The sequence below is a fragment of the Psychrobacter sp. NG25 genome, assembly GCF_015234355.1.
Classification (GTDB): Bacteria; Pseudomonadota; Gammaproteobacteria; order Pseudomonadales; family Moraxellaceae; genus Psychrobacter.
Genome location: NZ_JADGMV010000004.1, coordinates 283130 through 306987 on the forward strand (window position 1 = coordinate 283130; position 23858 = coordinate 306987).

Annotated in this window: 21 protein-coding genes and 1 pseudogene; 11 read left to right on the plus strand and 11 right to left on the minus strand. The window is 44.0% G+C overall.

The genetic code is table 11. The features are described from left to right. Positions 1-21: 21 nt before the first annotated feature. The 7 genes and pseudogenes from metK to dnaQ form a co-directional block, all read right to left on the minus strand. Positions 22-1188: a methionine adenosyltransferase gene (metK, locus tag IPZ60_RS08285; RefSeq protein ID WP_110922765.1), complete on the minus strand. Its 1167-nt coding sequence runs from the start codon at positions 1186-1188 to the stop codon at positions 22-24. Positions 1189-1351: 163 nt separating this feature from the next. Beyond that, complete coding sequence (locus IPZ60_RS08290; protein ID WP_194197330.1) at positions 1352-1948, minus strand: DJ-1/PfpI family protein; 597 nt, start codon at positions 1946-1948, stop codon at positions 1352-1354. A 123-nt stretch (positions 1949-2071) separates the two neighbouring features. Beyond that, entirely contained in the window at positions 2072-2767 is a 696-nt protein-coding gene (nth, locus tag IPZ60_RS08295; protein ID WP_194197331.1) for an endonuclease III, read from the minus strand. A 116-nt stretch (positions 2768-2883) separates the two neighbouring features. Next, positions 2884-3723: an RnfABCDGE type electron transport complex subunit B gene (locus tag IPZ60_RS08300; protein WP_194197385.1), complete on the minus strand. Its 840-nt coding sequence runs from the start codon at positions 3721-3723 to the stop codon at positions 2884-2886. 228 nt (positions 3724-3951) lie between these two features. Next, positions 3952-4923 (minus strand): NAD(+) diphosphatase, encoded by a 972-nt coding sequence (nudC, locus tag IPZ60_RS08305; protein WP_194197332.1) that lies wholly within the window; start codon positions 4921-4923, stop codon positions 3952-3954. Between the two features lie 139 nt (positions 4924-5062). Further along, a complete protein-coding gene (locus IPZ60_RS08310; RefSeq protein ID WP_194197333.1) occupies positions 5063-6745 on the minus strand; it encodes a hypothetical protein in 1683 nt (560 codons plus the stop codon). 148 nt (positions 6746-6893) lie between these two features. Then, positions 6894-8515 (minus strand): annotated as a pseudogene (gene dnaQ / locus IPZ60_RS08315) (DNA polymerase III subunit epsilon). Positions 8516-8869: 354 nt separating this feature from the next. Here dnaQ and IPZ60_RS08325 point away from each other — a divergent pair. Continuing rightward, positions 8870-9421 (plus strand): hypothetical protein, encoded by a 552-nt coding sequence (locus tag IPZ60_RS08325; RefSeq protein WP_227669289.1) that lies wholly within the window; start codon positions 8870-8872, stop codon positions 9419-9421. Between the two features lie 113 nt (positions 9422-9534). Next, on the plus strand, positions 9535-9840 hold the full coding sequence (locus IPZ60_RS08330; RefSeq protein ID WP_194197335.1) for a hypothetical protein: 306 nt from the start codon (positions 9535-9537) through the stop codon (positions 9838-9840). A 140-nt stretch (positions 9841-9980) separates the two neighbouring features. Here IPZ60_RS08330 and IPZ60_RS08335 read toward each other — a convergent pair whose 3' ends face one another. Next, positions 9981-10421, minus strand: a complete 441-nt coding sequence (locus IPZ60_RS08335; RefSeq protein ID WP_194197336.1) for a YkvA family protein — start codon at positions 10419-10421, stop codon at positions 9981-9983. A gap of 202 nt (positions 10422-10623) precedes the next feature. On the opposite strand from IPZ60_RS08335, the gene IPZ60_RS08340 reads away from it, so the two are divergent. Further along, positions 10624-11898 carry an LD-carboxypeptidase gene (locus IPZ60_RS08340; protein WP_194197337.1) on the plus strand — a complete coding sequence of 425 codons (1275 nt, stop codon included), beginning with the start codon at positions 10624-10626 and terminating at the stop codon, positions 11896-11898. 42 nt (positions 11899-11940) lie between these two features. Here IPZ60_RS08340 and IPZ60_RS08345 read toward each other — a convergent pair whose 3' ends face one another. Beyond that, a complete protein-coding gene (locus tag IPZ60_RS08345) occupies positions 11941-12963 on the minus strand; it encodes a GlxA family transcriptional regulator (protein ID WP_194197338.1) in 1023 nt (340 codons plus the stop codon). Positions 12964-13145: 182 nt separating this feature from the next. Here IPZ60_RS08345 and IPZ60_RS08350 point away from each other — a divergent pair, with 182 nt between their 5' ends. From IPZ60_RS08350 to IPZ60_RS08385, 8 genes are all read left to right on the plus strand, one after another. Beyond that, positions 13146-14951 carry an acyl-CoA dehydrogenase gene (locus IPZ60_RS08350; protein ID WP_194197339.1) on the plus strand — a complete coding sequence of 602 codons (1806 nt, stop codon included), beginning with the start codon at positions 13146-13148 and terminating at the stop codon, positions 14949-14951. Positions 14952-14973: 22 nt separating this feature from the next. Continuing rightward, positions 14974-15981: an NADP-dependent oxidoreductase gene (locus tag IPZ60_RS08355; RefSeq protein WP_194197340.1), complete on the plus strand. Its 1008-nt coding sequence runs from the start codon at positions 14974-14976 to the stop codon at positions 15979-15981. A gap of 3 nt (positions 15982-15984) precedes the next feature. Continuing rightward, positions 15985-16767: an SDR family NAD(P)-dependent oxidoreductase gene (locus tag IPZ60_RS08360; protein WP_194197341.1), complete on the plus strand. Its 783-nt coding sequence runs from the start codon at positions 15985-15987 to the stop codon at positions 16765-16767. Positions 16768-16917: 150 nt separating this feature from the next. Further along, positions 16918-17679 carry an SDR family oxidoreductase gene (locus IPZ60_RS08365; protein ID WP_194197342.1) on the plus strand — a complete coding sequence of 254 codons (762 nt, stop codon included), beginning with the start codon at positions 16918-16920 and terminating at the stop codon, positions 17677-17679. Positions 17680-17899: 220 nt separating this feature from the next. After that, a complete protein-coding gene (locus IPZ60_RS08370; RefSeq protein WP_194197343.1) occupies positions 17900-18742 on the plus strand; it encodes a CoA ester lyase in 843 nt (280 codons plus the stop codon). A gap of 241 nt (positions 18743-18983) precedes the next feature. Continuing rightward, positions 18984-20180 (plus strand): efflux RND transporter periplasmic adaptor subunit, encoded by a 1197-nt coding sequence (locus tag IPZ60_RS08375; RefSeq protein ID WP_194197344.1) that lies wholly within the window; start codon positions 18984-18986, stop codon positions 20178-20180. Further along, the gene (locus IPZ60_RS08380; RefSeq protein WP_194197345.1) at positions 20177-21400 is read left to right on the plus strand and encodes an FtsX-like permease family protein; all 1224 of its coding nucleotides are present in this window, start codon (positions 20177-20179) and stop codon (positions 21398-21400) included. Before IPZ60_RS08375 ends, IPZ60_RS08380 begins: the two co-directional genes overlap by 4 nt. Beyond that, on the plus strand, positions 21393-22118 hold the full coding sequence (locus tag IPZ60_RS08385) for an ABC transporter ATP-binding protein (protein WP_194197346.1): 726 nt from the start codon (positions 21393-21395) through the stop codon (positions 22116-22118). Before IPZ60_RS08380 ends, IPZ60_RS08385 begins: the two co-directional genes overlap by 8 nt. Before the next feature lie 21 nt (positions 22119-22139). Here IPZ60_RS08385 and IPZ60_RS08390 read toward each other — a convergent pair whose 3' ends face one another. Both IPZ60_RS08390 and yghU read right to left on the minus strand, forming a co-directional pair. After that, on the minus strand, positions 22140-22724 hold the full coding sequence (locus tag IPZ60_RS08390; RefSeq protein WP_194197347.1) for a TetR/AcrR family transcriptional regulator: 585 nt from the start codon (positions 22722-22724) through the stop codon (positions 22140-22142). 266 nt (positions 22725-22990) lie between these two features. Beyond that, positions 22991-23848, minus strand: coding sequence for a glutathione-dependent disulfide-bond oxidoreductase (gene yghU / locus IPZ60_RS08395; protein WP_194197348.1), 858 nt, complete (start codon positions 23846-23848; stop codon positions 22991-22993). Positions 23849-23858 lie beyond the last annotated feature (10 nt).

Genomic DNA, 23858 nt, shown 5'->3' on the forward strand with positions numbered 1-23858 from the left:
AAATAAGTTAAAGCAATAGTTTTATAAACCAGCGTCTGCTTTCAAGATTTCAGCTTTGTCTGTTTTTTCCCATGTAAAGGCAGTTTCTGAACCTTGACGACCAAAATGACCGAAGGTAGCAGTTTGCTGATACATTGGCTGTAATAAATTCAGCATGCGGGTAATGCCATAAGGGCGCAAATCAAAATGCGTACGAATCAGACGAATGATTTCATCGTTACTGATTTTGCTGGTACCAAACGTATTAACAGAGATAGAGGTCGGCTCAGCGACACCAATCGCGTAACTAACTTGTACTTCACAGCGATCAGCAAGGCCTGCTGCGACGATGTTTTTTGCCACATAACGTACCGCATAAGCCGCACTACGATCCACTTTTGAAGGATCTTTACCACTGAAAGCACCACCACCATGACGAGCCATACCGCCGTAAGTATCTACAATGATTTTACGACCAGTCAGACCAGCATCACCAACCGGGCCGCCAATCACAAACTTACCAGTTGGGTTGATATGATAACGCGTACCAGCGTGTAAAAGCTCAGCAGGCAGTACTTGTTTGATGATAGATTCCATGACCGCTTCTTGTAGATCGGCTTGTGAAATACTAGGATCGTGTTGCGTCGATAATACCACTGCATCAATCGCTACAGGTTTATTACCATCGTATTTTAGCGTAACTTGTGCTTTTGCATCTGGGCGTAACCATGGCAGATCTCCTGCGCGGCGTAGCTCAGACTGACGCTCCATCAAACGATGAGCATATTCGATAGGGGCTGGCATTAACACTTCGGTTTCATTACTGGCATATCCGAACATCAGACCTTGATCGCCTGCACCTTGTTCTTCAGGGTCGCTACGATCGACACCTTGGGCAATCTCAGGAGATTGTTTGCCGAGCATGTTAATCACTGCGCAAGTCTCGCCATCAAACCCTAGATCTGAATGGTGATAGCCAATGCCATTTACGGTGTCACGAACGAGACGCTCTAGATCAATATTTGCCGTCGTGGTGATTTCACCTGCAAGGATTACTGCGCCCGTCTTAACTAAGGTTTCGCAGGCTACGCGTGCATGTAAGTCTTCACGTAAGATAGCATCAAGAATAGCGTCTGATATTTGATCAGCCATTTTATCAGGATGGCCTTCGCTCACAGATTCTGAGGTAAATAAGTTGTATTCGCGCATAATAGGGTCGCTTAATTGCAGGGACTGTAGTTGACGAACTCAGTCATTATTAAATGTATAGAAAAATAAAAGATGAAAACGAATCAAAAAAATTAGCATATTTTACCGTGTATCGAGGTAAAACTCTAGCAATGGATGGTGTTATGAGGTAACTGGTGATGGATTAAGGGCAGTAAAAGTCATCAACATGGCTATTTTCTTGCCAACGAAATTCAGTATGTTGCGCAACTTGATGGGCTCTATCGACGCCATATCTATCAGCGATAAAACCAAGTGCCATATCCATGCCTGCGCTAACCCCTGACGAAGTATAAAACTTACCATCGATAACCCAGCGTGCTTGTTTGACCCAATTAACTTGATCCGACTGACAAGTCACCCATTGCCATGCCAGTTTATTAGAGGTGGCTCGCTTACCGTTTAATACGCCGCTTTTCGCCAACAAGGCGCTACCAGTACAGACGCTAAGTACCCAGTCAGCCTCATCAGTGAGGGCTATTAACGTTTGCAAAAAGGAGGGGTTATAGACTAGCTGCCGCGTGCCAAACCCGCCTGGTACTAAGACAATATCAGTCTGATGAGCTAACTCGCTGACAGCGACTGTTTGCATAAGCACGCCATGCTTACTGCGGATGATGCCACCAGCCATCGAGGTAAATTGAATACGATAATGCTCAGGTAAGCTCCCAAACATCTCAATAGGTCCGAATAAATCCAAGGTTTCAAAATCATCAAACACTAGCGCGGTAATCGTATGCATGTGGCACCCTTATTTGAAAGTATCTTTTATAAAGAAAAGACATCATGTCATCACAGCATCAACATTCTATCTGTCCATAAAAGTAAAAAACATATTGATCAAACGGCAAACAATCAATGGTCATTATAATTCTAAAAATGTGGCTTTGTCTTTGAACATGCACTCTTCATAGACAGAGCAAGCACCGCACTTGGGTGTGCGTGCTTGACAGGTATAGCGCCCATGTAAAATAAGATAATGATGGGCATCGACTATGAAGTCATCCGGTATGCGTTCAACCAGTTTATTTTCGACGATTAGCACGTTTTTACCAGTGGCGAGACCAGTGCGATTTCCTACTCGAAAAATATGAGTATCGACCGCCATGGTTGGTTGGCCAAATGCGGTATTCAACACCACATTGGCGGTTTTGCGCCCAACGCCCGCTAGTGATTCTAAATCTTTACGATTATCAGGGACGGTGCTATCAAATTTCTTAATCAAATCACTACACGTTTTGATGACGTTTTTGGCTTTGGCATTATATAAGCCAATATTTTTGATATAAGATTTTAGACCGTCTTCACCTAACGCCAATATTGCTTCAGGTGTGTTCGCTACCGGATACAACTGCTGGGTAGCAATATTGACACTCACATCCGTTGCCTGTGCGGACAATATCACCGCAATCAGCAACTCAAAGTTACTGTCATAATTGAGTTCGGTGACGGGTTCGTCAATGGTCGCTGCCAGCTTCTCAAAAAATGGGCGTACGTCACGATTGGGCATTCGTCTTGATGGCGGCGTATCGGCGGTTTTGTGTTTGACGGTTTTACTCATGGTATCTTTACTACTATTTTGGCGGTCAGTTATTCAAACTGCTGGCTATCACATTATCCGAGTGGTATTGGTTGTGTTCGCGCACTTACTCATTGCATGAAATGTCTATGGTCTCATTAAAGCTGTGACAGTTCAGCTTGTAGCGCTTCAAGGTCAGCTTGCTTTTGGTCATTCGCACGAACGCTTAACTGTTTTTCGAGCTTTTTAATTTTGCTACGTAGCTTGGCTGCTGCAATAGTGTTTTTTGCTTGTGCTTCACTAATATCTAAAGACTGACTGGCGGCATTGTTTAGCTTTGCTTCGACCATGCTGACTACGGGTCTACTGTTGCTACTATCAGCAAGCTGTTCGGTGACGCGTCTTAAATGAGTGTGATATCGCTGTCTTAAATCTTCTTGCTCTGCTATTCGTTCAGGCTCAGAGATATCACGTTCAACAGTGACTAAATCGATGCAGTCGACTGGGCAAGGGGCGATACACAGCTCACAGCCGGTGCACAAGTCAGTAAAGATAGTATGCATGTGCTTACCAGTGCCGACGATAGCATCCACTGGGCAAGCAGGGATGCATTTAGTACAGCCAATACAATCGTCTTCACGGATAACAGCACGTACCTCTGTTGGGCGTTCAGAAGTGGCGTCTATTGGCCACTGAGAAGGCGCCGCTATCAGTGTCGTTTCATTACTGTTGATATCGATATCGATAATTTGCGCGATTGCATCAGTAACGGGTTGACCGCCAGGCACGCATTTATTATACGACTCACCATCTAGCACGATAGCAGCGGCATATGGCAAGCAACCATCTGGATGCTCGCAAAGCCCACATTGCGTTTGCGGTAGACAAGCATCAATATGCGAGATTTGTGCTTGTATATCCGCCGGTAGTATTTCTAAACTTAATGTATCGAACAATATGGGTAAATTGACTAAGCGGATAGTAGTACTACTTTGCATTGAATTAATGACCTTGCTATCAGTGATAAGTGCTGACATTATACCAAACCCAAAACTCAGCCGTATCAAACTCGTTTGGTCTACAATGTGTATGTAGTACCTGCACACGTTTTCTCTGCTAATTTGAGTTTTGTGGAGAATATTAGAATAGATACAGTCAAAGCACTTGTAAATAGTTGCGGTGTAAACGGCTTCGACTATACTATAGTCAGCGTTAAAGAGTAAAAGCTAAATTGGCATGCCTTGTTCGCACATAATTTGCGCAATGAGCTCATGGGCAATACTGCCTTTTGGCGGTATTCTAGGCAGGTTAGAGACATCAAAAAAGTCAGCATGCGCCAGCTCATCTTCTTGAATGATGATATCACCACTAGCATAAGAAGCCCGAAAACCCAGCATTAAGTTAGAAGGAAACGGCCATGGCTGGCTACTCACATATCTAATATCTGACACGCCGATATTCACTTCTTCTGCAACTTCGCGTACCACCGCATGTTCAAGGCTCTCTCCAACCTCCACAAAACCTGCAATCAAACCATACATAGGCGCCATAGTTGGCTGACCATGACGGTGATGGTGTGCGAGTAAAATTTGCATTTCACCAGTCGCAGGATTGGGTCGGGTAATGGCAGTAATGATGCAAGGTTGTACACGAGGATACTGACGTAATCGACATACTGGGCAGACCATGGCACGTTCGCCTTGGTCAGCATGTACAGTAGGGCTAGCACAGCGACTACAAAACTGTGTATCTGCTTGCCAGCTTAATAGCTGTATCGCTTGGCTAATCTGATCTGATAGAGCAACTGGCAGATGAGTCATTAGCTGACGATAAGGAACAAAGGCGTGACCACTACTTTCATCGCTTTCATCGATAATAGGCAGTGCAATATTATATGCCACGGCATAATCATAAGTAATCGCGCTGGCCGCTTGTGCAGTAAAGGTATATTCACTCTCTATTTCGGAATTGACTAAACTCTCGGCGCTAGATCCACTGGCATGATCTGCTGATTGCCAATGACTTGGTGCTAGGCTTGTGACTAGGGTTACACGACCCACTTGGTAGGCTTGATGATAGTCATCGCCTGCTGCATTTTTATTGTTGAATGGTGGTAACTGAAGCTGTAAAGGCCACCAACCATTAGGGGTCTGACGGCATAAAATGGCATCGTCATTAAATACAAAAGCGTTGGTCATATAGAATTCCAAACAGTTCGAGACCAGTACGTATTCATATAGATACACACTGGCTTACAGTGAGAGAGATAAATGAGGATTTGTAGCCGCAAAGAAGCGGCTACAAAGGTATCGATTTAATTATTAAAGAGTTGAATGGCTAAGTCGCGAGTAGATGACTCAAGCTCTGCTGACCCACATCAAGTGCTTGCTTGCTAACAGGACGATTGTTTTCAAAACCATCCAAATGATGGTCGACTGCCATCATTACATCCGCGATACACACTAGCGTATTATCTTCTATACGTTGTCCGTCTTCGATACGTTGCTCTAGATAATTTGCTAGCTGGCCTAGCATACTTGCTGGTGTGGGTAGTTGTAAAAAGCGCACCGCCCCTGAAACTTGACGCATCATTTCAGGGATGTTCTGAATATTAAGTATATCGCGCTCTGGCTCAGCTAAATAATCATTGATGGCTTGCTCGGCACTGGCAATCGCGCTACGACTTTCTTGTATCAATGTATCGTGTGCCGTATTGAGCTGATGCAACGAGATATGAGGGTTGTTAAGTGGCAAGTAGATCGCCCCTGGCGTATGCATTTCTGCCATCGCAATAGCAGCATTTTCAGCATGCATCAATGCCAGTAGCAGATGATCAAAATCGTCAGGTGACGGCGCTTGCCATTTGTCTACTGCTGCTGCTGCTGTGCTGAGACTATCAGCTGCATTTGATAGACCAAGCAAGCACAGAGCCGAGCTCAACGTTGTTAGCTCTTCAATAATCTGGGCTGTCTGTGCATCAACAGGATTGATCGAATCACCGCGCGTATAGCTATCGACATTTTCTTTAATGGTGTTGATTTGGGTTTGAATGATGCTATTTAATGTATCGGTCAGCTCACGATTAGGGCCGAACAAAAAGCGTTTCATTTGCTCAAACTGAGGGGCTTCCAACTGATTTTTAGCATACTGCTCACGCAACTGTTGTGCTGCTTCATTATCGCGCTGGCATGCAAAACTGACCAAGTCAGCAAAGCGTTTATCCATCACTGGTAAGTAGCTTTGGAATTGCTGCTCTAAATAAATAAGGGTATGTTTTTGGTTAAGGTTCAGCGGTAATATCGTGGCGATATCAGTAACCGCTGCATTGGCTGCTTGCCAAAACAGGCTGCTGGTATTTGCCGCTATCAAGGCACAAGCTGCACTCATACCATCAAGTTTCTGCTGATCGTCTGGGCCAATATTGCCATCTTGATTAAGCAATGCAACACCAAGGCCACTGCGATAAGCGTAAGTTAATAACTCACTGTCTAGATTAAGCTCGTTCAGTGGCTGAAAGTTTTTTTCAGGATTGGCAATAACGACACTGCTGCTACCAAAGGCAGAGAAGTAGTCTGATGTAATAGCGGCATGTTGTCCATGAGCATTGAGCTTGTTAATAATATCCAGTAACAAGGTCGGCTCGACCGACTCTGTCAAGAGTACAAACTCTATGTAGCGCTCTAGTGTCATGATGGCTTCTGACAAATCCATAATCAGATCAGTATCGTTATTATCGCCATTATCATATAGTCGCTGTAAACTGTTGACGATAGAGGTGTTCAGTGCCTCTGCACCAACCAAAGAGATAAGCTCAAAAATACAAGACAGCTGTTTTAGTACAATGATAGAGTCTAATAATAGAGGCGCCTGACTACTATCATCATTAAATTCACTCAGATGAATCTCAGTATCTTTAAGGGTTACGATGATTTCATCATGCAATAAATGCAGTGACGGTAGGTTGAAATCAGTGACACTAAGCGTTGGGGCAGTTAATTTCATTTGCGCAGACTGATCCATAAGGAGTTTCCATATTGTACTGATGAGAATAGCAATGGTTTGGATGACGATTAAGAAAGCATTTATTGATAGTTTTTTGACGCTTTATATAACAATAATCAAGACTATATTGTACAAATGTCGATATCGCAAGTCATTTAAATGACGACTACATATAGGTTTTTAGTGCAGGGTAGTCTTCTGATAGCGAGGCATACCAGTTTTGGTTGGTATTTTCATCGCTAGGTGATGCCAGTAATAAAGACGCTAGATTGGCAAGGTTAGCATGGGCTGTCTGTCCGCCGTCTGTTTGTGTGTCTTCTTCGATAGCAAGTGTGACCTGTCCACCCGTCATCGCCAGATAAACTTCAGCTAAAATCTCTGAATCCAGTAAGGCTCCGTGAAAAGTACGGTCCTGCTTACCGACATTTAGGCGGCGTACAAGTGCATCTAGGGTGTTTTTCTGTCCAGGGTATTGCTGCTTTGCCATGAATAGAGAGTCGGTCACTTGTACTCGTTCGGCAAAGTCAGTCATACCGACTTTCGCAAACTCCATATTCAAGAAGTTCATATCAAATGAGGCATTGTGAGCGATGATTTCGGCACCGTCCATAAAGTCATATAGTGATTGAGCAACTTGATCAAAAGTGGGCTTGTCTGTTAAGAAAGCCTCAGAGATACCATGAATGCGAATAACTTCATCATCCATACCGCGCTGTGGATTGATATAAACGTGTAGTTTTTCGCCCGTGAATTTACGACCAATCATCTCAACGATACCGACTTCAATGATTCGATCGCCTTTTAGCGGATCAAGCCCGGTGGTTTCGGTATCCATAATGAGCTGGCGATCAGATTCGTGGCGATTTATCGGTTTGGGTAGCAGCGGCTTGAAATGTGGATTGGCACGGCTAGTATCACCATCAAATTTTGGGGCATCAGCGTCTATACGCATGTCTACATCTGTATCTGGCATATCTGTATTACTCATCGGTTTGCTAGCATTATCATCATGGTCATTCATTTTTATAGTGTTGTCTTGGTTGATCGTATGATCACCATGATTTTTATCGTCATGACTGTCTAGTGGCTCTTCGTCGAGATTGTAGTTATCTATGAACTCGTCATCTATGAGCTCTTCATCTACAAGGTCTTCGTCATCCATTATATCTAGACCTAATGGGTCGAAACTTAGCCAGTCATCATTAGACGATTTTTGTGTATTATCAGTCATTATTTGAGTTTTTTTTTAGCCGTATCTTGTAAGTCTATATCCGATATGTCCGCACTGCGTGACGTAACACCGAGGTTGGCTAGTTCATCTGCCTTTTCGTTACCTGCATGTCCAGCATGGCCTTTTACCCAGTGCCAGTCAACCTCTCGCTGTTGGCATAGGTTATCCAGTTGCTGCCAAAGGTCTTGGTTGGCGACGGGTTTCTTACTCGCTGTTTTCCAACCTCTTTTTTTCCAGCCTTCAATCCATTCAGTGATGCCTTTTTTGACATAGCTGGAGTCTGTCCAAATCTCAAGGTTGTGCCCATGCGGGCTATGGGTCAGGGCTTGTATCGCACCCATCAGCTCCATACGATTATTGGTCGTCTCTTTATCGCCGCCATATAAGTCTTGCGTGCGTCCATCGCTAAAAATAAGATGTGCGCCCCAGCCGCCAGCACCTGGATTGCCTTTGCAGGCACCATCTGTATAGGCAACCGTCGTGTTCGGTTTGGCAGCTAATGGATTCATCGCGTTACTGGTATTGAATGAGAGTACTGAAGTGCGGTTGTCTGACATAAAAAATTATTAACCTAATAAGTGATGAGTGTAAAGCACAGAGATTTTGCAAACGTTTTGTTCTGGCTATCACTCCATATGCTGAGGTTGAGTATAACAAATCTATCATTAAGATGGGCAGTCGTCACGCACAAAATCGCAAAGCCACATATCATAATAGTAACCTTTCCGTTTTCTGTTAAAATAGGCTGGCTAGCGTTAAGGTCTTGGCTATTTAACTGAATAAATATTTGCTTATTAAATCGCTACGTGACGCTAAAACTGTTTTCAACAACAGTTCAAGCTATCAGTTATCATTGTTTAACGGTAATTTTTTCATAAAAGTCTAATGCATAAATGCAGGATAATCCTATTATGTCCTTACGCTCAAACGTTTTTTATAAAAGTCTGACAAACCTAACGGTTGGTATTGCTGTGAGCAGTACGCTATTTTTGACGGCTTGTAATGATGGTGGGTCGCAACTCGATAAGGAAGTAGCTGCGCCAGTAGACCTCTCTGTGTTTGAAGGGTGTTATACGGTTAGTAGTGAAGAGCCTGCACAGATCAGAGTTAGCCAACAAAATGGCGCATGGGTCATGCAAATGAAAGAGCCTGCAAATGCGAAACGTGTTTGGGATGATGCTGAGCCGTTAGAGTTGATAGAAAACAGCGAGATACCAAAGTTTTTCTCTATTGATCCTGATAATGTCGATGCTGTCCTTGGTCGCCCTGATAGAGTGCTAGTGCTGGCTCATGTCAAACCTGTTTATGCCAATATCGATCCGCTACTAGACAGTGAGTATTTGTCCTATATTTATCGAGGAGCCAATACTATCTATCGTGTGGAGTGTGATGAGGTGAATACGGATATCTTAGCCAATCCACATGCCAATATCATTATTGATAATGTCAATGAGAGCAGCTAAACCAGCCTATCAATGCTCCTTTCTCCATACTTCTTTATTGCCTTGTGGTAAAAGCGATAACAAGTCATTTTTTATAAACAGTTAGGTCATCCATATGATCAGAGTCAGGCAATATGAATTTTTTTAGTTATGTGGTGTTGGGCGGGTTTTCTTATGCAGCTGGTTGGGTGATAAGAACGTACATACTCGATAAAAAGCCTGAACCGGAGCAGCCTTATAATCTCAAGCATCCTGCCATCTTGACGTATCTGGGCGGATTTTTTATTATCATGCTGATTGTCTCATGGCTGATTGGTCGTTATGCATTGGGACATGCTGCCATAGATTTTCCTTTTATTATTATCAATAGCTTGGTTGCCACCTTTGTTTGTTCGTTCGGTCTCAATCCTGAAAAAGCCAATTATGAAGTGCCTGATTAAATTATAGTATTGAATGAACTGGAAATAACAAAAGCCACGACCGAAACATTAATTCTCGATCGTGGCTTTTTTGATGCTGCGCTTTTGTTAACCTTCTAGGGTATTAACATTCACGAAGCTTTCTTAAGATTAGTACCAGTCTAGTCGTTATCTTTCTCATCAGGACTAGTCTTGTCGTCATCAGTGTTGTTCTTATCTTCTAACTTATTTTTAGTATTTGATTGTTCTTGCTTCCACTCTTTGTATTTTTGCAGATCTTTTTTGGCCTGTTTTAAACAAAATTTAAGTACCAGCGCATCATCGATATGGCCGATAAATGGAATGGAGTCAGGAATGAGGTCAATTGGATTTAGTACATAGAGCGCACCAATAACGCCAGCTGAGATAGTTTTAAAAGGAATCTTACGGTAGTCACCTTTGTAATAGTCTTTGACAAGACTCATAAATAACATCAGATCATCACTAAAAGGCTCAAGGTAGCCACTGTCCTCCAGTTTTTCTTTGAGTTTACTTTCTTTGCTAAGTAAATATTCCAAATTAGAGTCGAGTGCTTTGTTTTTATCCGTTTTTTTGTTAAACATAGTTATTACCTTTTTCCTTTGCGATGAATTTGTATTTACAGTAACAAATCTGATCGACCCGTATTGTGTGTCTCAGTAGCGAAAAAGTAAATATCGGTAAAGATTGGGCAACCATCAACGCTGAAAAAGCGTCTACAATATGCTGCCACAAGGTTTAAGAAAACAAATCATAAAAATAAAAGTGATAAGGTAGCAGTAAGATATGGGTATTAAGACTCAGTCATGGAAAGATGATAAAAATAGTCATGCAACTGAAACGAAATCTGGATTGAATCGTCGCCAGTTTTTACGTCAAGTTGGTATGAGTGCTGGGGCAGGGTTGTTAGCGACTCACAGTATCACTCAGGCCCTGGCCTCTAATGCTATGGATCCAAGCAGCACGCAACTGACTAAAGATGATCTGCCAACTGCGCTGATGGATGATGGTTCATTACCACAAATGTCACAGGCGTCGTTAACGCAGACAAACTGTATCACGCCTACAATTGAGACGCGACTTTTTGCCAGCTCTAACGTCGGTGGCAGTGACGACCGCACGCAATTGGCATTAGATCGTGTGGCGTGTGCGGGTTTTAAAGTAAATAATCCTGCGATTACCAATCGGCAGTATTTACGGTTTGCTGGTACGGATTCGCAGCGAGCGAGTGACCTGCAAAACATTGCTACAGGTGCTATCGCAGCACCCAAACTACTGCTGGGTGTGCGCGGTGGTTATGGTGCCATGCGTTTGTTACCGATGGTTGACTGGTCGACGCTGGGACGTATTATGAAGGAGCGGGGCACAATCCTCGCAGGCTTTAGTGATGTGACCGCTATTCAATGCGCATTGCTGGCAAAGGGAGATATGAGTTCGCTTGCGGCGCCGATGCTCTATAGTGAATTTGGCAAGTCCAAACCTGACGAGATCAGCTGTCGACAATTCGTTGAAGCACTCACCAACCCCAATCTGGCTATCAACATATCAGACGCGTCCTTAACCAGTCCTAGTTTGCCTAGTATTTTGACAAGTACTGAGCCAAAAGCTATAACTGGCACTATGTGGGGTGGCAACTTGAGCGTGGTATCGGCGCTGGCAGGTAGTGAGTATTTACCGCGTATCGATGGCGGTATTGTATTCTTAGAAGATGTAGGCGAGCAGGCGTATCGTATTGAGCGCATGCTATATGACCTATATCTCGCAGGTGTCTTTAAAAATCAACAAGCGATTGTATTTGGGGCATTATCTGGTACGGGCGAGGACAGCTATGACAAACGTTACGATGTGGCCACAGTCATTCGCCAATTGCATGAACTAACAGGATTGCCAATTTATAGTGGTATGAGCTTTGGTCACATTGGACAAAAGAGCAGCTTTCCACTCGGTGCAACTTGTCAGCTAACACCTAATACTGATAGCGGGTATCAGCTAGCATTTACCGATTACCCGACCATTAAGGCTGAAACCATACATGTCGAAGGATTGTGGCAAACAATTTAGGCATTAGACAAACTTTAAAAAACTAGCCATTAAAGAACCGTGTTAAATCGCTAACCGCGAAAACTTATCCTGATACTCTTTTGGTGTCAGCTCCGTTGCGCGCTTAAAGAGGCGTGTGAATGAAGAAATATCATCATAGCCCACTTGTTCAGCAAGCGATTTTATCGTCACATCTCCCAATTCTAGCAGGCGCTTTGCCTGCTCAATTCTGACAGCTTGAATATACTCAATCGGGCGCATGGCAACAGAAGATTGAAAACGCCTGTTTAAAGTACGCGGGGTGATATTGACCATGGCAGCCAATCCGCTCACCTGAATAGTCTGATAAAAATTTTCCTCAATGAATTCTTGTACCTGCTTGACCAATGGGTCTGAATGCGGTTTGTGCAACGTTACGTTGGTATAGCTGTTTTGATTGCCTCGTTTACTATCGATGATTTGGGTTTTGGCTACTTGAGTAGAAATCTCACGTCCGCAATAGCGCTCTATTAGTAACAATCCCAAATCATAAAATGCACTACCACCCGCCGCACAAAATATATTACCCGACTGACTGTCTGATTTACTCTTCGAATGGGTGACAAACTGATTCTCTTGTAAGTTAACGGGTGGAAAATCTGCCTTGAATTTACTGGCGTAACCCCAGTGCGTGGTGGCGATTTTATTATCTAATAATCCTGCTTTTGCCAGAAAAAAAGCGCCGCTACAGTTGCTGGCTATATCTGACTTGGTGTCTGCCAACCGCTTTAAATGGGGTATTAATTCTGCATTTCGGCTCAATACTTTATCGATTGAATCACCAATAGTCGGAATCAATAGCAAGTCGCATTCCGCCACTTCCTGAATATCGCAATGCGCTTGCATGATCAAGCGGTTGCTACATCTAATATCCACGCCACCAACGCTCGCTATCTGCACATTAAATCGTGGTTCTACTGGCTCATCTAAAAATCGTTGCCAACTGACACCAGTGAATGAGAATAAATCTAACGCACCTGTCAACGCGCTGCCGAGCACACCATCGAATCCAATAATAATGACTTTAAACGGTTTGAAATAGGGCATGGGTATCTATTCTCCTTTTACTTGACTGACCAAAAATATAAATTTTCTATCTGAATTTTCTAAATATAAGTGTTATTTATGTCGTATTTGACCATAATTATGTCATAAATGACAATACGGTAAGGCGTTAAATTAGCTTAATATCGATTGATAACCAAATTTAATCAGCTAACGAGAATACTATGGCAGCAGATACGCTTATCAATGACTTTGAGTTACCGTTCCAATTGTATGATGTATTGGGTACTGAAAATTTAACCGAGCATGCTAAGTTTGCAGAGCATAGCCGCGAAACGTTTGATGCCGTATTGGATACGGCCAACAAAATTGCGACCCAGTTGTTTTTGCCGCATAACCATGTAGCGGATAAGAATGAGCCACAGTTTGATGGTAAAAAGGTCAGCATGCTAAGTGATGTAAAAGTCGCTTTTGATGCATTCCGTGAGTCAGGGTTCATCGCTGGTCGTTATAGTTTTGAAGACGGCGGCATGCAGTTGCCTGAAACAGTGATGACGGCCGTGGCAGGTTATTTTATGGCTGCCAATCCATCAACGACTGCTTATCCATTTTTGACCACTGCTGCGATTAATGTGATTTCACATTTTGCTAGCGATGAGATTAAAGCTGCCTTTATGCCGCGCATGCTGACAGGTGAATTCACTGGAACCATGGCATTGACCGAGCCACATGCAGGTTCGTCACTTGCTGATATCAAAACCACTGCGGTAAAACAAGACGATGGTTCTTACCGCGTAAAAGGCAGCAAGATTTATATCTCAGGCGGTGATCATGAACTGTCTGACAATATCGTCCATTTAGTATTGGCCAAGGTGCCAGGTGGTCCAGGCGGCGTGAAAGGCATCTCTTTATTTGCTGTTCCCAAGTATCGCTTAAACGATGATGCATCGGTCGGCGAGCGCAACGATGTGCATTTGACAGGACTCATTCATAAGCTAGGCTATAGAGGCACGACGTCTACGGCATTGAGCTTTGGTGACGAAGGTGAGTGTTATGGTTATCTCATCGGTGAAGAGCATTTCGGCCTGCGCTATATGTTCAAAATGATGAATGAAGCGCGCATCGCTGTTGGTTTTGGCGCATCGATGGTTGGTTATCGCGGTTATCAGTATTCACTTGATTATGCTAAAGACAGAACGCAAGGCAGAATCGCCCCGAACAATAAACCTGAAGATGCGGCAACCGCTATCATTAATCATGGTGACGTAAAGCGTATGTTACTCGCGCAAAAAGCCTACTCTGAAGGTGGTATCTCCTTATGTCTATATGGTTCAAACCTGATTGACCGTATCAATACTTGTGAAGACGAAACATTAAAAAATGAGCTGACAGAGTTGTTAGATCTTCTTACCCCAGTATTGAAAGCATGGCCATCTGAATATGGGCCAAAAGCCAATGACTTGGGCATTCAAGTATTGGGCGGTGCAGGCTATACGCGTGAGTATCAGGCTGAGCAGTTTTGGCGTGACAATCGCCTAAACCCCATCCATGAAGGCACAAATGGTGTGCAGGCGCTAGATTTGTCATTCCGCAAGTTATGGCAAAAAGGTGGTTTGGGTATTCAAATTCTCAAACGTGAAATCACGCAGGATCTAGAAAATATCACTACACCTGAGAGCGCGCAACTTGCAGGTAAATTGATGCCTTACATGGGTCACTTACATGAAGTATTAGTGCATCTCAGCAAAGTGTTACAAACCGAAGAAGCCGTGACATTGACGGGCAACGCGCAAGCATTGATGAATATCTTTGCCTCAATTGTACTGAGCTGGATCTGGATTCGTCAAGCGAGTAAGGCTGAGCAGCTATTAAGCACGACGCAAAATGCTGAGCAGCAGAATTTCTATAAAGGCAAGATACAAGCGGCCAAATACTTCATCGATTGGGAACTACCATTAGTTAAACGCGACATCGAATTATTAACCAATACCAACTCGGTTTGTACTGATATGCAAACAGAATGGTTCTAAGGACAACTCTAAGGAAAGAGACATGACAAAAATTAATAAACAGTGGCGATTAAAAGCAAGACCAGTAGGCGAGCCTAGTGCCGAGACTTGGGATTATACCGAGACAGAAATACCGACTATCACCGATGGTCAGCTACTGATTAAAGTTGAATACATCTCTATCGATCCGGCGATGCGTGGTTGGCTAAACGATGCCAAATCTTATATCGCACCGGTACAGATTGGTGAAGTCATGCGTGCTGGTACTGTAGGCGAAGTGATTGAAAGTAAGCATGAGAAATTTATCGTTGGTGACTATGTCGCAGGTCACGATGGCGTGCAGTCCTATGCCGTCAGTGATGGTGCTAATCTGTACAAAGTTGATCCAAAACTGGCACCATTGTCTTACTACTTGGGCGTACTCGGCATGCCGGGTATGACAGGGTATTTTGGTTTGCTCAAAACAGGTCAGCCAAAAGCGGGTGAGACTGTCGTCGTCTCTGGCGCAGCTGGTGCTGTTGGTAGCTTGGTTGGTCAGATTGCCAAAATTAAAGGCTGCCGCGTTGTCGGTATCGCAGGCGGCGCTGAGAAATGCAAATTCTTAGTCGATGAGCTTGGGTTTGATGCGACAATTGACTATAAAAATGAAGATGTGAAAAAAGCACTAAAGAAAACCTGTCCAGACGGCGTCGATGTGTACTTTGACAACGTAGGCGGTGATATCTTAAATGACGTCCTCACACAAATAAACCTGCATGCGCGTATCGTCATTTGCGGTGCGATCAGTCAGTATAACAACACCACAGAAGTCAAAGGCCCATCGAACTATTTATCATTATTGGTCAATCGTGCCCGTATGGAAGGCATCGTGGTATTTGATAATATCAAAGAATATCCAGTCGCCATGAAAGATATCGCTGGCTGGATTCAGTCAGGTGATATGAAAGTGAAAGACCATATCGTTGAAGGTATCGAGACGTTCCCAGATACTTTGATGATGCTCTTTAAAGGTGAAAACTTCGGTAAACTAGTACTTAAGGTAGAGGGATAGATCATGACACTGAATACAAACGGAATTGCATCAGATGTAACGGGTAAACGAATTTTAATCACGGGCGGTGCATCAGGCATCGGGGCAGCAAGCGCATTATTGCTAGCCAGTCGCGGCGCAAAAGTCGTGATCGGTGATATGGCAGAAGAAATGGGAGAAGCGGTTGCCAAGCAAGGTCAAGACGCTGGCAACAGTATTGTCTTCAAAAAAGTAGACGTGACCAGTGGTGATGAAGTACGAGCGTTGTTCGACTTTGCAGTAGAAACGCTTGGTGGCCTAGATGTTGTGGTAAACAATGCTGGTATCGACCATAAGCCTTCGCCGATGCATGAGCTGAGTGATGAGGACTTTGATCGTAATATCGCAGTGAATTTAAAAGGCGTTTGGCACTGTATGCGTGCCGCCGTCAACTGTATGATACCTAATGGTGGCGGTCATGTGATTAACGTCGCATCTATCGCAGGCCTACGCTCAGCGCCTATGATTTCAGCTTATAGCGCTGCTAAACATGGGGTTATGGGTCTGACCAAATCTGCTGCTCATGAGTATGCCCGCGCCAATATTCGTTTTAACGCTGTATGCCCAAGCTTCATTGATACACCGATGGTACGCAATACCATGGCGACCATGGACGAGCGTACGCAGCAAGCAACGATTAAGGCAAGTCCACTGCGCCGCCTAGGAGATGTGAATGAAATTTCTAGTGCGATTGCATGGCTAGCTAGCGATGAAAGCACCTTTATGAATGGCCATGCCTTTACACTCGATGGTGGTATGCTAGCGTAACTGTGGCAATTGAGCGCTCATTATTTATTTACTAGTGCTCGATAATCGCTGTTAGATATGACAGCGATTATCTGCATTTAGCGACCTAGTGATGGTGCTCAGGCATGATTGTTTGAGAATATAAAGTTTATAAAAATATAAGGAATAACGATGAAAGATTTATTTGATTTAACCGGTAAAGTTGCTTTGGTTACTGGCGCTAGCCGTGGTATTGGCGAATCTATTGCTCGTTTATTGGCTTCAAGAGGCGCGCATGTGATCGTCTCTAGTCGTAAGATTGATGCTTGCCAAGCAGTCGCTGATAGCATCGTCGCTGATGGTCACAAAGCAAGCGCCTTTGCTTGTCATGTAGGTGAGATGGCGCAGATTGATGCGATTTTTGAGCATATCAAAAGTGAATTTGGTCAAATCGATATCTTAGTCAATAACGCTGCAGCTAACCCGTACTACGGCCATATCTTAGATACAGATTTAGCAGCTTTTGATAAGACCGTCGAAGTTAATATCCGCGGTTATTTCTTTATGTCGACGGCCGCTGGCAAAATGATGAAAGAGCAAGGCGGCGGTGTCATTTTGAATACCGCATCGGTCAACGGTTTGGTAGCAGGCGACAAGCAAGGCATTTACTCAATCACCAAAGCGGCGGTTATTAGCATGACCAAAGCTTTTGCAAAAGAATGTGGCCCACTCAATATCCGCGTCAATGCGTTATTGCCAGGTTTAACCGATACCAAGTTCGCCTCTGCCTTAACAACCAATGATAAAGTCTTAAAAATGGCGCTACATGCTATTCCACTAGGGCGCGTCGCGAATCCTGATGAAATGGCTGGCACAGTATTGTATCTAGTGTCGGACGCTTCAAGTTATACCACAGGCGCAACGATCGTTGTCGATGGCGGTATGCTGGCTTAATTAGCCGATCAGAAAACTTGGAATATAAATTCAAGAAAAGTTACTTAAGAACCGCATGAAATTTACTTTCATGCGGTTTTTTTGATTTGGTTTTTTGATGGAATGTTAAAATAATCTTGGTTTTGCACTAACGAATAAATTGCTAATTTTAAATGAGCATCAGCTGTATAGTGGCATAATAAAGCTGCTAATCGCTACTTGAATAATATAGGAATTAAGCATGAATTCAGTGATCAATCATAAAATAAATATAACTTCTCAAAATAAAACATGGCTATTCGTGCCAGCGACTCGCATCGACAGAGTAGCCAAAGCTTTTGCTAGTGGCGCAGATGCAGTTATTGTCGATTTAGAAGATGCCGTTGCGCCAGAGAGTAAAGCAGACGCCCGCGAAGCATTACAGCAATATCATGACAGCGCAGGTTATCAGCCGATTTGGGTACGTGTTAATAAGGCAGGTAGAGAGGAGTTTTTCAAAGACATAGTACTTTGTCAAAAAATGCCAAATTTGGCTGGCGTGCTACTGGCTAAAGCTGAGCAAGTCGCCGACATTGAGAGCGTATATCAGCTTACCAACTTACCTGTGATTGCATTGATTGAGAGTGCCATTGGATTATATCAAATCGACAGTATGGCAAAAGCAGTCGGGTTAGCCGCGTTTAGTTATGGATTTTTAGATCTGTGCAATGATTTGCGGGTACAAGTAGATACGCCTGCTGCGGATATCATCGCTAACCAAATCCGCTACCAATTAATTCTAACGTCAAAAGTACATCAGTTGGCAGCGCCTATTGATACGGTTTATCCTGACTTCAATGATGAGATAGGATTAAGCGCGCGAGTAAATTTATGGTCACAGATGGGCATGTCAGGAATGCTGTGTATTCATCCCAAACAAGTGGCTGTCGTCAAGCAGGCATTACAACCAACAGACGAAGCATTGTCATTTGCTCAGCGTGTGGTCGAGGAGTATGAGCGCAGTGGACAGGCAGTGTTTGAAATAGATGGTCAAATGGCAGATGCACCAGTGATTGAGAGCAGTCGTCAACTGTTAGATAAGTAGCTAAAGTTTGTTAAATCAACACTATTATTATTGATATAATGATTCTCTCACTCGATATTATTGTGCATAAAATATTTCTATAGTCGGTTCAATATAATTTAGATACAAGGAAGGCGAGTGAAAGTACTCAACTCGTAGACTAAGCAAGCCTGACACCGTACCAATTTATAGAGGATTGACTATACATAGACCATATTGCCCATCAGTATCAAACGCTCTTACTCAAAATCGGAGAAACTCATTGCGAGCTGTCAACTATAAGTATTTGATTGTGATTGTTCTACTAGCGCTTGCAGTGAGTTTTGCTATCTTTCGTTGGTGGCGAGGACCGCTGTTGCCTAGCTATACAGTCTCATCTATGCCATTGGTACAAACGGTAGTTGCGACCGGACGTGTCGTGACGACATCACGTACTCAAATTGGTAGTGAGGTGACGGGGGTCGTGCTTGAGCGCTTGGTACAAGAAGGCGACGAAGTGGCAAAAGGTGATTTATTATTGGTACTTAGCTCAGATGATGTGGCTGCACAAGTACGTCAAGCAGAGGCTGAGTTGGCTGAGCTTGTGACCAGTAGACGCCCACAAGCACAGGTTGACCTATCAAAAGCTGAGGTGCAGCTTACACAGGCGACTCGTAATGTGGCACGTCGACATGAATTGGCAGCAATTTCAGCGATATCGGATGAAGAAATGGAGCAGGCGGAGCAGTCCCAGAGCCAAGCCCGCAATGACTTGGAAGCGGCGCGTCTAAGAGCAAAGGCATTGGCTTCTGGCGGTGTTGAAGAAGCACTATTACGTGAGCGCATTGCGGCATTGCAGGCTCAACTGGCCAAGACAGAAGTGCGTAGCAAGGTTGCTGGCACAGTACTGACTCGTGACGTGGAGCCGGGCGATCTGGTACAGCCCGGTAAAACCTTATTTACTATAGCACTTGCTGGCAATACAGAGGTACATGTACCGCTTGATGAGCGCAATTTATCACGATTGGCCTTGCAACAAGAAGCGCTTGCCATCGCCGATGCGTATCCAGATCAACCTTTTCCTACTCGTATTGACTTCATAGCACCGAGTATTGATTCGCAGCGAGGTACGGTAGAGGTTCGGCTATCGGTTGATCCCGTGCCTGAGTTTCTACGACAAGACATGACCGTTTCAGTGAATATTGAAACAGGTCGCCGTGAGCAGGCACTGGTGCTGCCCAATGATGCTTTAGCCAATATCCAAGAAGATACGGCTCAAGTATGGTTGCTACGTGAGGGTAAAGTACAACGTCAAAAAATAACATTAGGACTTCGTGGTCTAGCGATGTCGGAAGTCATTGCAGGGCTGGATAACGGAGATCAAGTGCTGGTTGATGCGACTTCGCCATTGGTCGATGGTGAGCGAGTGCGTACTGATGAGTCAGCAACCCGTAATGAACCAGTGGTAACCTCCAAGTGAAAAATTTGTTCGGGCGCCTATGGATCGACGCGGTCATTGCGATCAGTTTTTTACGCGAGGGACGGGTACAGTCGCTGATGATTACATTAGGTGTGGCTATTGGTGTGGCTGTTATCGTGTTTATCACAGCCTTAATTCAAGGTTTACAAACCAATTTAATCGATAAAACGCTTGGTAGCCAATCTCATATTCAATTGGTATCACCAGATGAAGTTAATCTAGTGGCACCAGTAGCAGCGGGAACCGCACAGCTGATACAAGAAGATAAGCGTCCCCAACGGCTACGATCTATCAATAACTGGCAGCAGATTACCGCTACCTTAGATAAACTACCGTTACTGACGGCAGTATCACCTGTGGTATCAGGACCTGCGTTTGTTCGGCGCGGAGAAGCTTTAGAGTCGGTCGTATTAGTCGGAACAGAGCTCGAACGATACCAAAAAATCATACCGCTTGATGAGTATCTAATCAGTGGCGATCTGCGAGTCGGTGCTGATAATGTACTCATCGGCAGTGAGCTTGCCAACAATCTCGGTGTTCAAGTGGGTAGCAAGCTGCGACTCGATACAGGTGAGCAGGACAATACCGTGGTAAATGTCGCTGGGATATTTGAGTTGGGTGTCCGTGAGCTGGATGCACGTTATGTCTATCTGGACCTAAAGCAAGCACAGTCATTGCTCAGTTTGCCAGGAGGCGTCACAGTGATTGACCTAACGGTTGCCGATATCTTTGAGGCGGACAATATTGCTGAGCAAGTAGGGCGTCTGACCTCTTTGCAGGCAGAAAGTTGGATTGAGACCAATGCACAATTGATGAGTGGGCTATCAGCGCAGAGCTTGTCTACCAATATGATTATCGTTTTTGTGGGTATTTCGGTCGCCTTTGGTATTGCGAGCGTACTATCCGTCAGTGTGGTACAGCGTACTCGAGAAATTGGAATCTTACGTGCCACTGGCGCGACTCGTCAGCAAATCTTATGGATATTTTTGATTCAGGGTGCTGTGTTTGGTTTGCTTGGTTCTGTTTTGGGTAGTGCGGTGAGTTATGTGCTGGTGTGGGTATTTAACACTTTTGGCCCAAGTTTATTTTATATTCCAGTGTCTATAGAGCTTATCTTACTAGCAATGTTGCTAGCGACGCTAACCGGTGTATTGGCTGCTGCTATACCAGCGCGCCGAGCTGCCGCATTGGATCCCGTGGTGGCTATTCGTTATGTCTAATAATAACTCTCATGAAGTGCTGCGTTTAGAGGCACTAAAAAAATCTTATAATATTGGCCAACCCAATGAGATTGAGGTGCTACATGGTATTGACTTGCGCATTGATAATAATGATTTTGCTGCGCTCATTGGTCCCTCTGGCTCTGGAAAAAGCACCTTGTTGAATGTGCTTGGCTTGCTAGACAAACCGACTAGTGGTGAGCTGTACCTGCTCGGGCAGGCAACGAGTAATATGGATGATGCCGGTCGCACGGCACTGCGAGGTGGCAGTATTGGCTTTGTATTTCAGTTTCATCATCTTATTCAGGCATTTACTGCGTTAGATAACGTATTAATGCCATTGATGCTGACTCAGGGTCGCCCGAATCAATCTGCCATACAAAAAGCGCGCGAGTTACTGGCTTCGGTGGGTCTAGAGAAGTTCGCTAATACCAAGCCGAATGAGCTCTCAGGTGGCCAGCAACAACGAGTGGCTATTGCTCGCGCGCTCATCACAGAGCCTGCATTGTTATTAGCTGATGAACCCACAGGTAATCTAGATACAGTAACGGCTGCCGAGGTATTTGAGCTGTTTCGCAAAGTCAACCGTGAGCGTGATTGCGGTGTGTTGTTGGTTACTCATGATCCACGTCTATCTGCATCCTGTGATCGGACTATCAATCTGGTAGACGGTCTTATCGAAAGTGATTCGCTAAATGTTAAAAAATCTGAATTCTAATCCTAATATCACAAATTAGCATTACAGAAACTTTGCGAATATATCATCAATATACTTTTCTACTGCATCCGTATCATTCGTTACTTGCGAATATGTTCTCAAGCCGATCATTTGAATTTGAAAATAGCGGGCAAGTTCCTCGGCACTTTCATCTGTGTTAATCTCACCATTATCAATGGCTTGCTGAAAAACTTTAACAAAAGACGCTTCGATATTTTCTAGAATATTTGTCGCATGCGTAAGCAAGTCTGGACTGTCATTTTGTGTCAGCTCACTGATTGTTTTGACAATCATACACATGCCACTCGGGGTAGTGCTTTTATTGCAAACAGTCACGCTGTGAATGAAGCGTTTTAGGCCGTCAAGCTTGGTTTTTTCTTGTGCAATACTGTTAGTAAGGTTTGTAGCGCCTTGCTCAGCATAGCGATTTAATGCCTCTTTGAACAGGCTGTCTTTATTGCCGAAAGCAGCATAAATACTGCCAGGACGCATATCAACCACATCTTGTAGATTTCTCATCGATGTAGCGTGATAGCCCTTTTCCCAATATAGGTCTTTGGCTTTTTCGATTACGTCATCACGATTAAACTTCGCATGTGCACTCATAATTTTCACCTTAAAAGCGGTTGTCTTAGAACTATAGTCAAAGAAGTCTAAAATGGATACAAGGCATCCGACCGCAGATTGTACAAGTAGTACATCTAGGGAGGGTAACGCTGTAGCCATTTAGTAGTTCTCTGACTATATAGCTTTATTAATTAGAAAACCAAGTAACACTATTATCGTTTTCATTGATAATGATGTCACTTGGTTTTTATGTGTTATCTGTATTCAAACGGATGTGTCAGTCAGAATAGATTTAGTAAGGAAATCTACTCTGGTTTTAATGCTAATACATTGTCAATATCTTGGGCGCTGTGACGATTCTCTAGTTGTTCCCATGCTTCGCCCCAAGTACGGTTGACGATACGGCCACGTTGTACAGCTGGTCTCGCTAACATCGCTTTTGCCCAGCGCTGCACATGAGGATAATCATCAACTTGCAAAAATTCTTGCGCGTCGTACTGAGTGCCCACGACCAGATTGCCATACCAAGGCCAAGTGGCAATATCAGCAATGCTGTATTCGTCACCAGCGATAAACTCATTTTTTGCCAATTGCTTATCTAGTACATCCAACTGGCGCTTGGTTTCCATCGTAAAGCGATTGATCGCATATTCGAACTTTTCGGGCGCGTAAGCATAAAAGTGACCGAAACCACCACCCAAATACGGTGCAGAGCCATGTAACCAAAATAACCAGTTAAAAACTTTGGTACGCTCGCTACCTTTTTCAGGCAGTAGTACGCCAAATTTTTCAGCAAGATATACTAAAATAGACGCAGATTCAAATACAGCTTCGGAATCTTCACCACTTTGATCAACTAGGGCTGGAATTTTCGAGTTAGGGTTAACATCTACAAATCCTGATCCGAACTGGTCACCTTCGCCAATCTGAATCATATGGGCATCATACTCTGCCGCTTTGCCCAGTGCCAGTAACTCTTCTAACATAATCGTTACTTTCTGGCCATTAGGGGTAGCGATAGAATACAGTTGTAACTCATGCTCGCCTACGGGTAGCGCTTGCTCATGAGTAGCGCCTGAAACGGGACGATTGACACTGGCCCATTTGCCGCCACTCTCTGCGTCATGTGTCCAGACTTTTGGTGGTACGTATTGATCTGTCATTTTTATAACC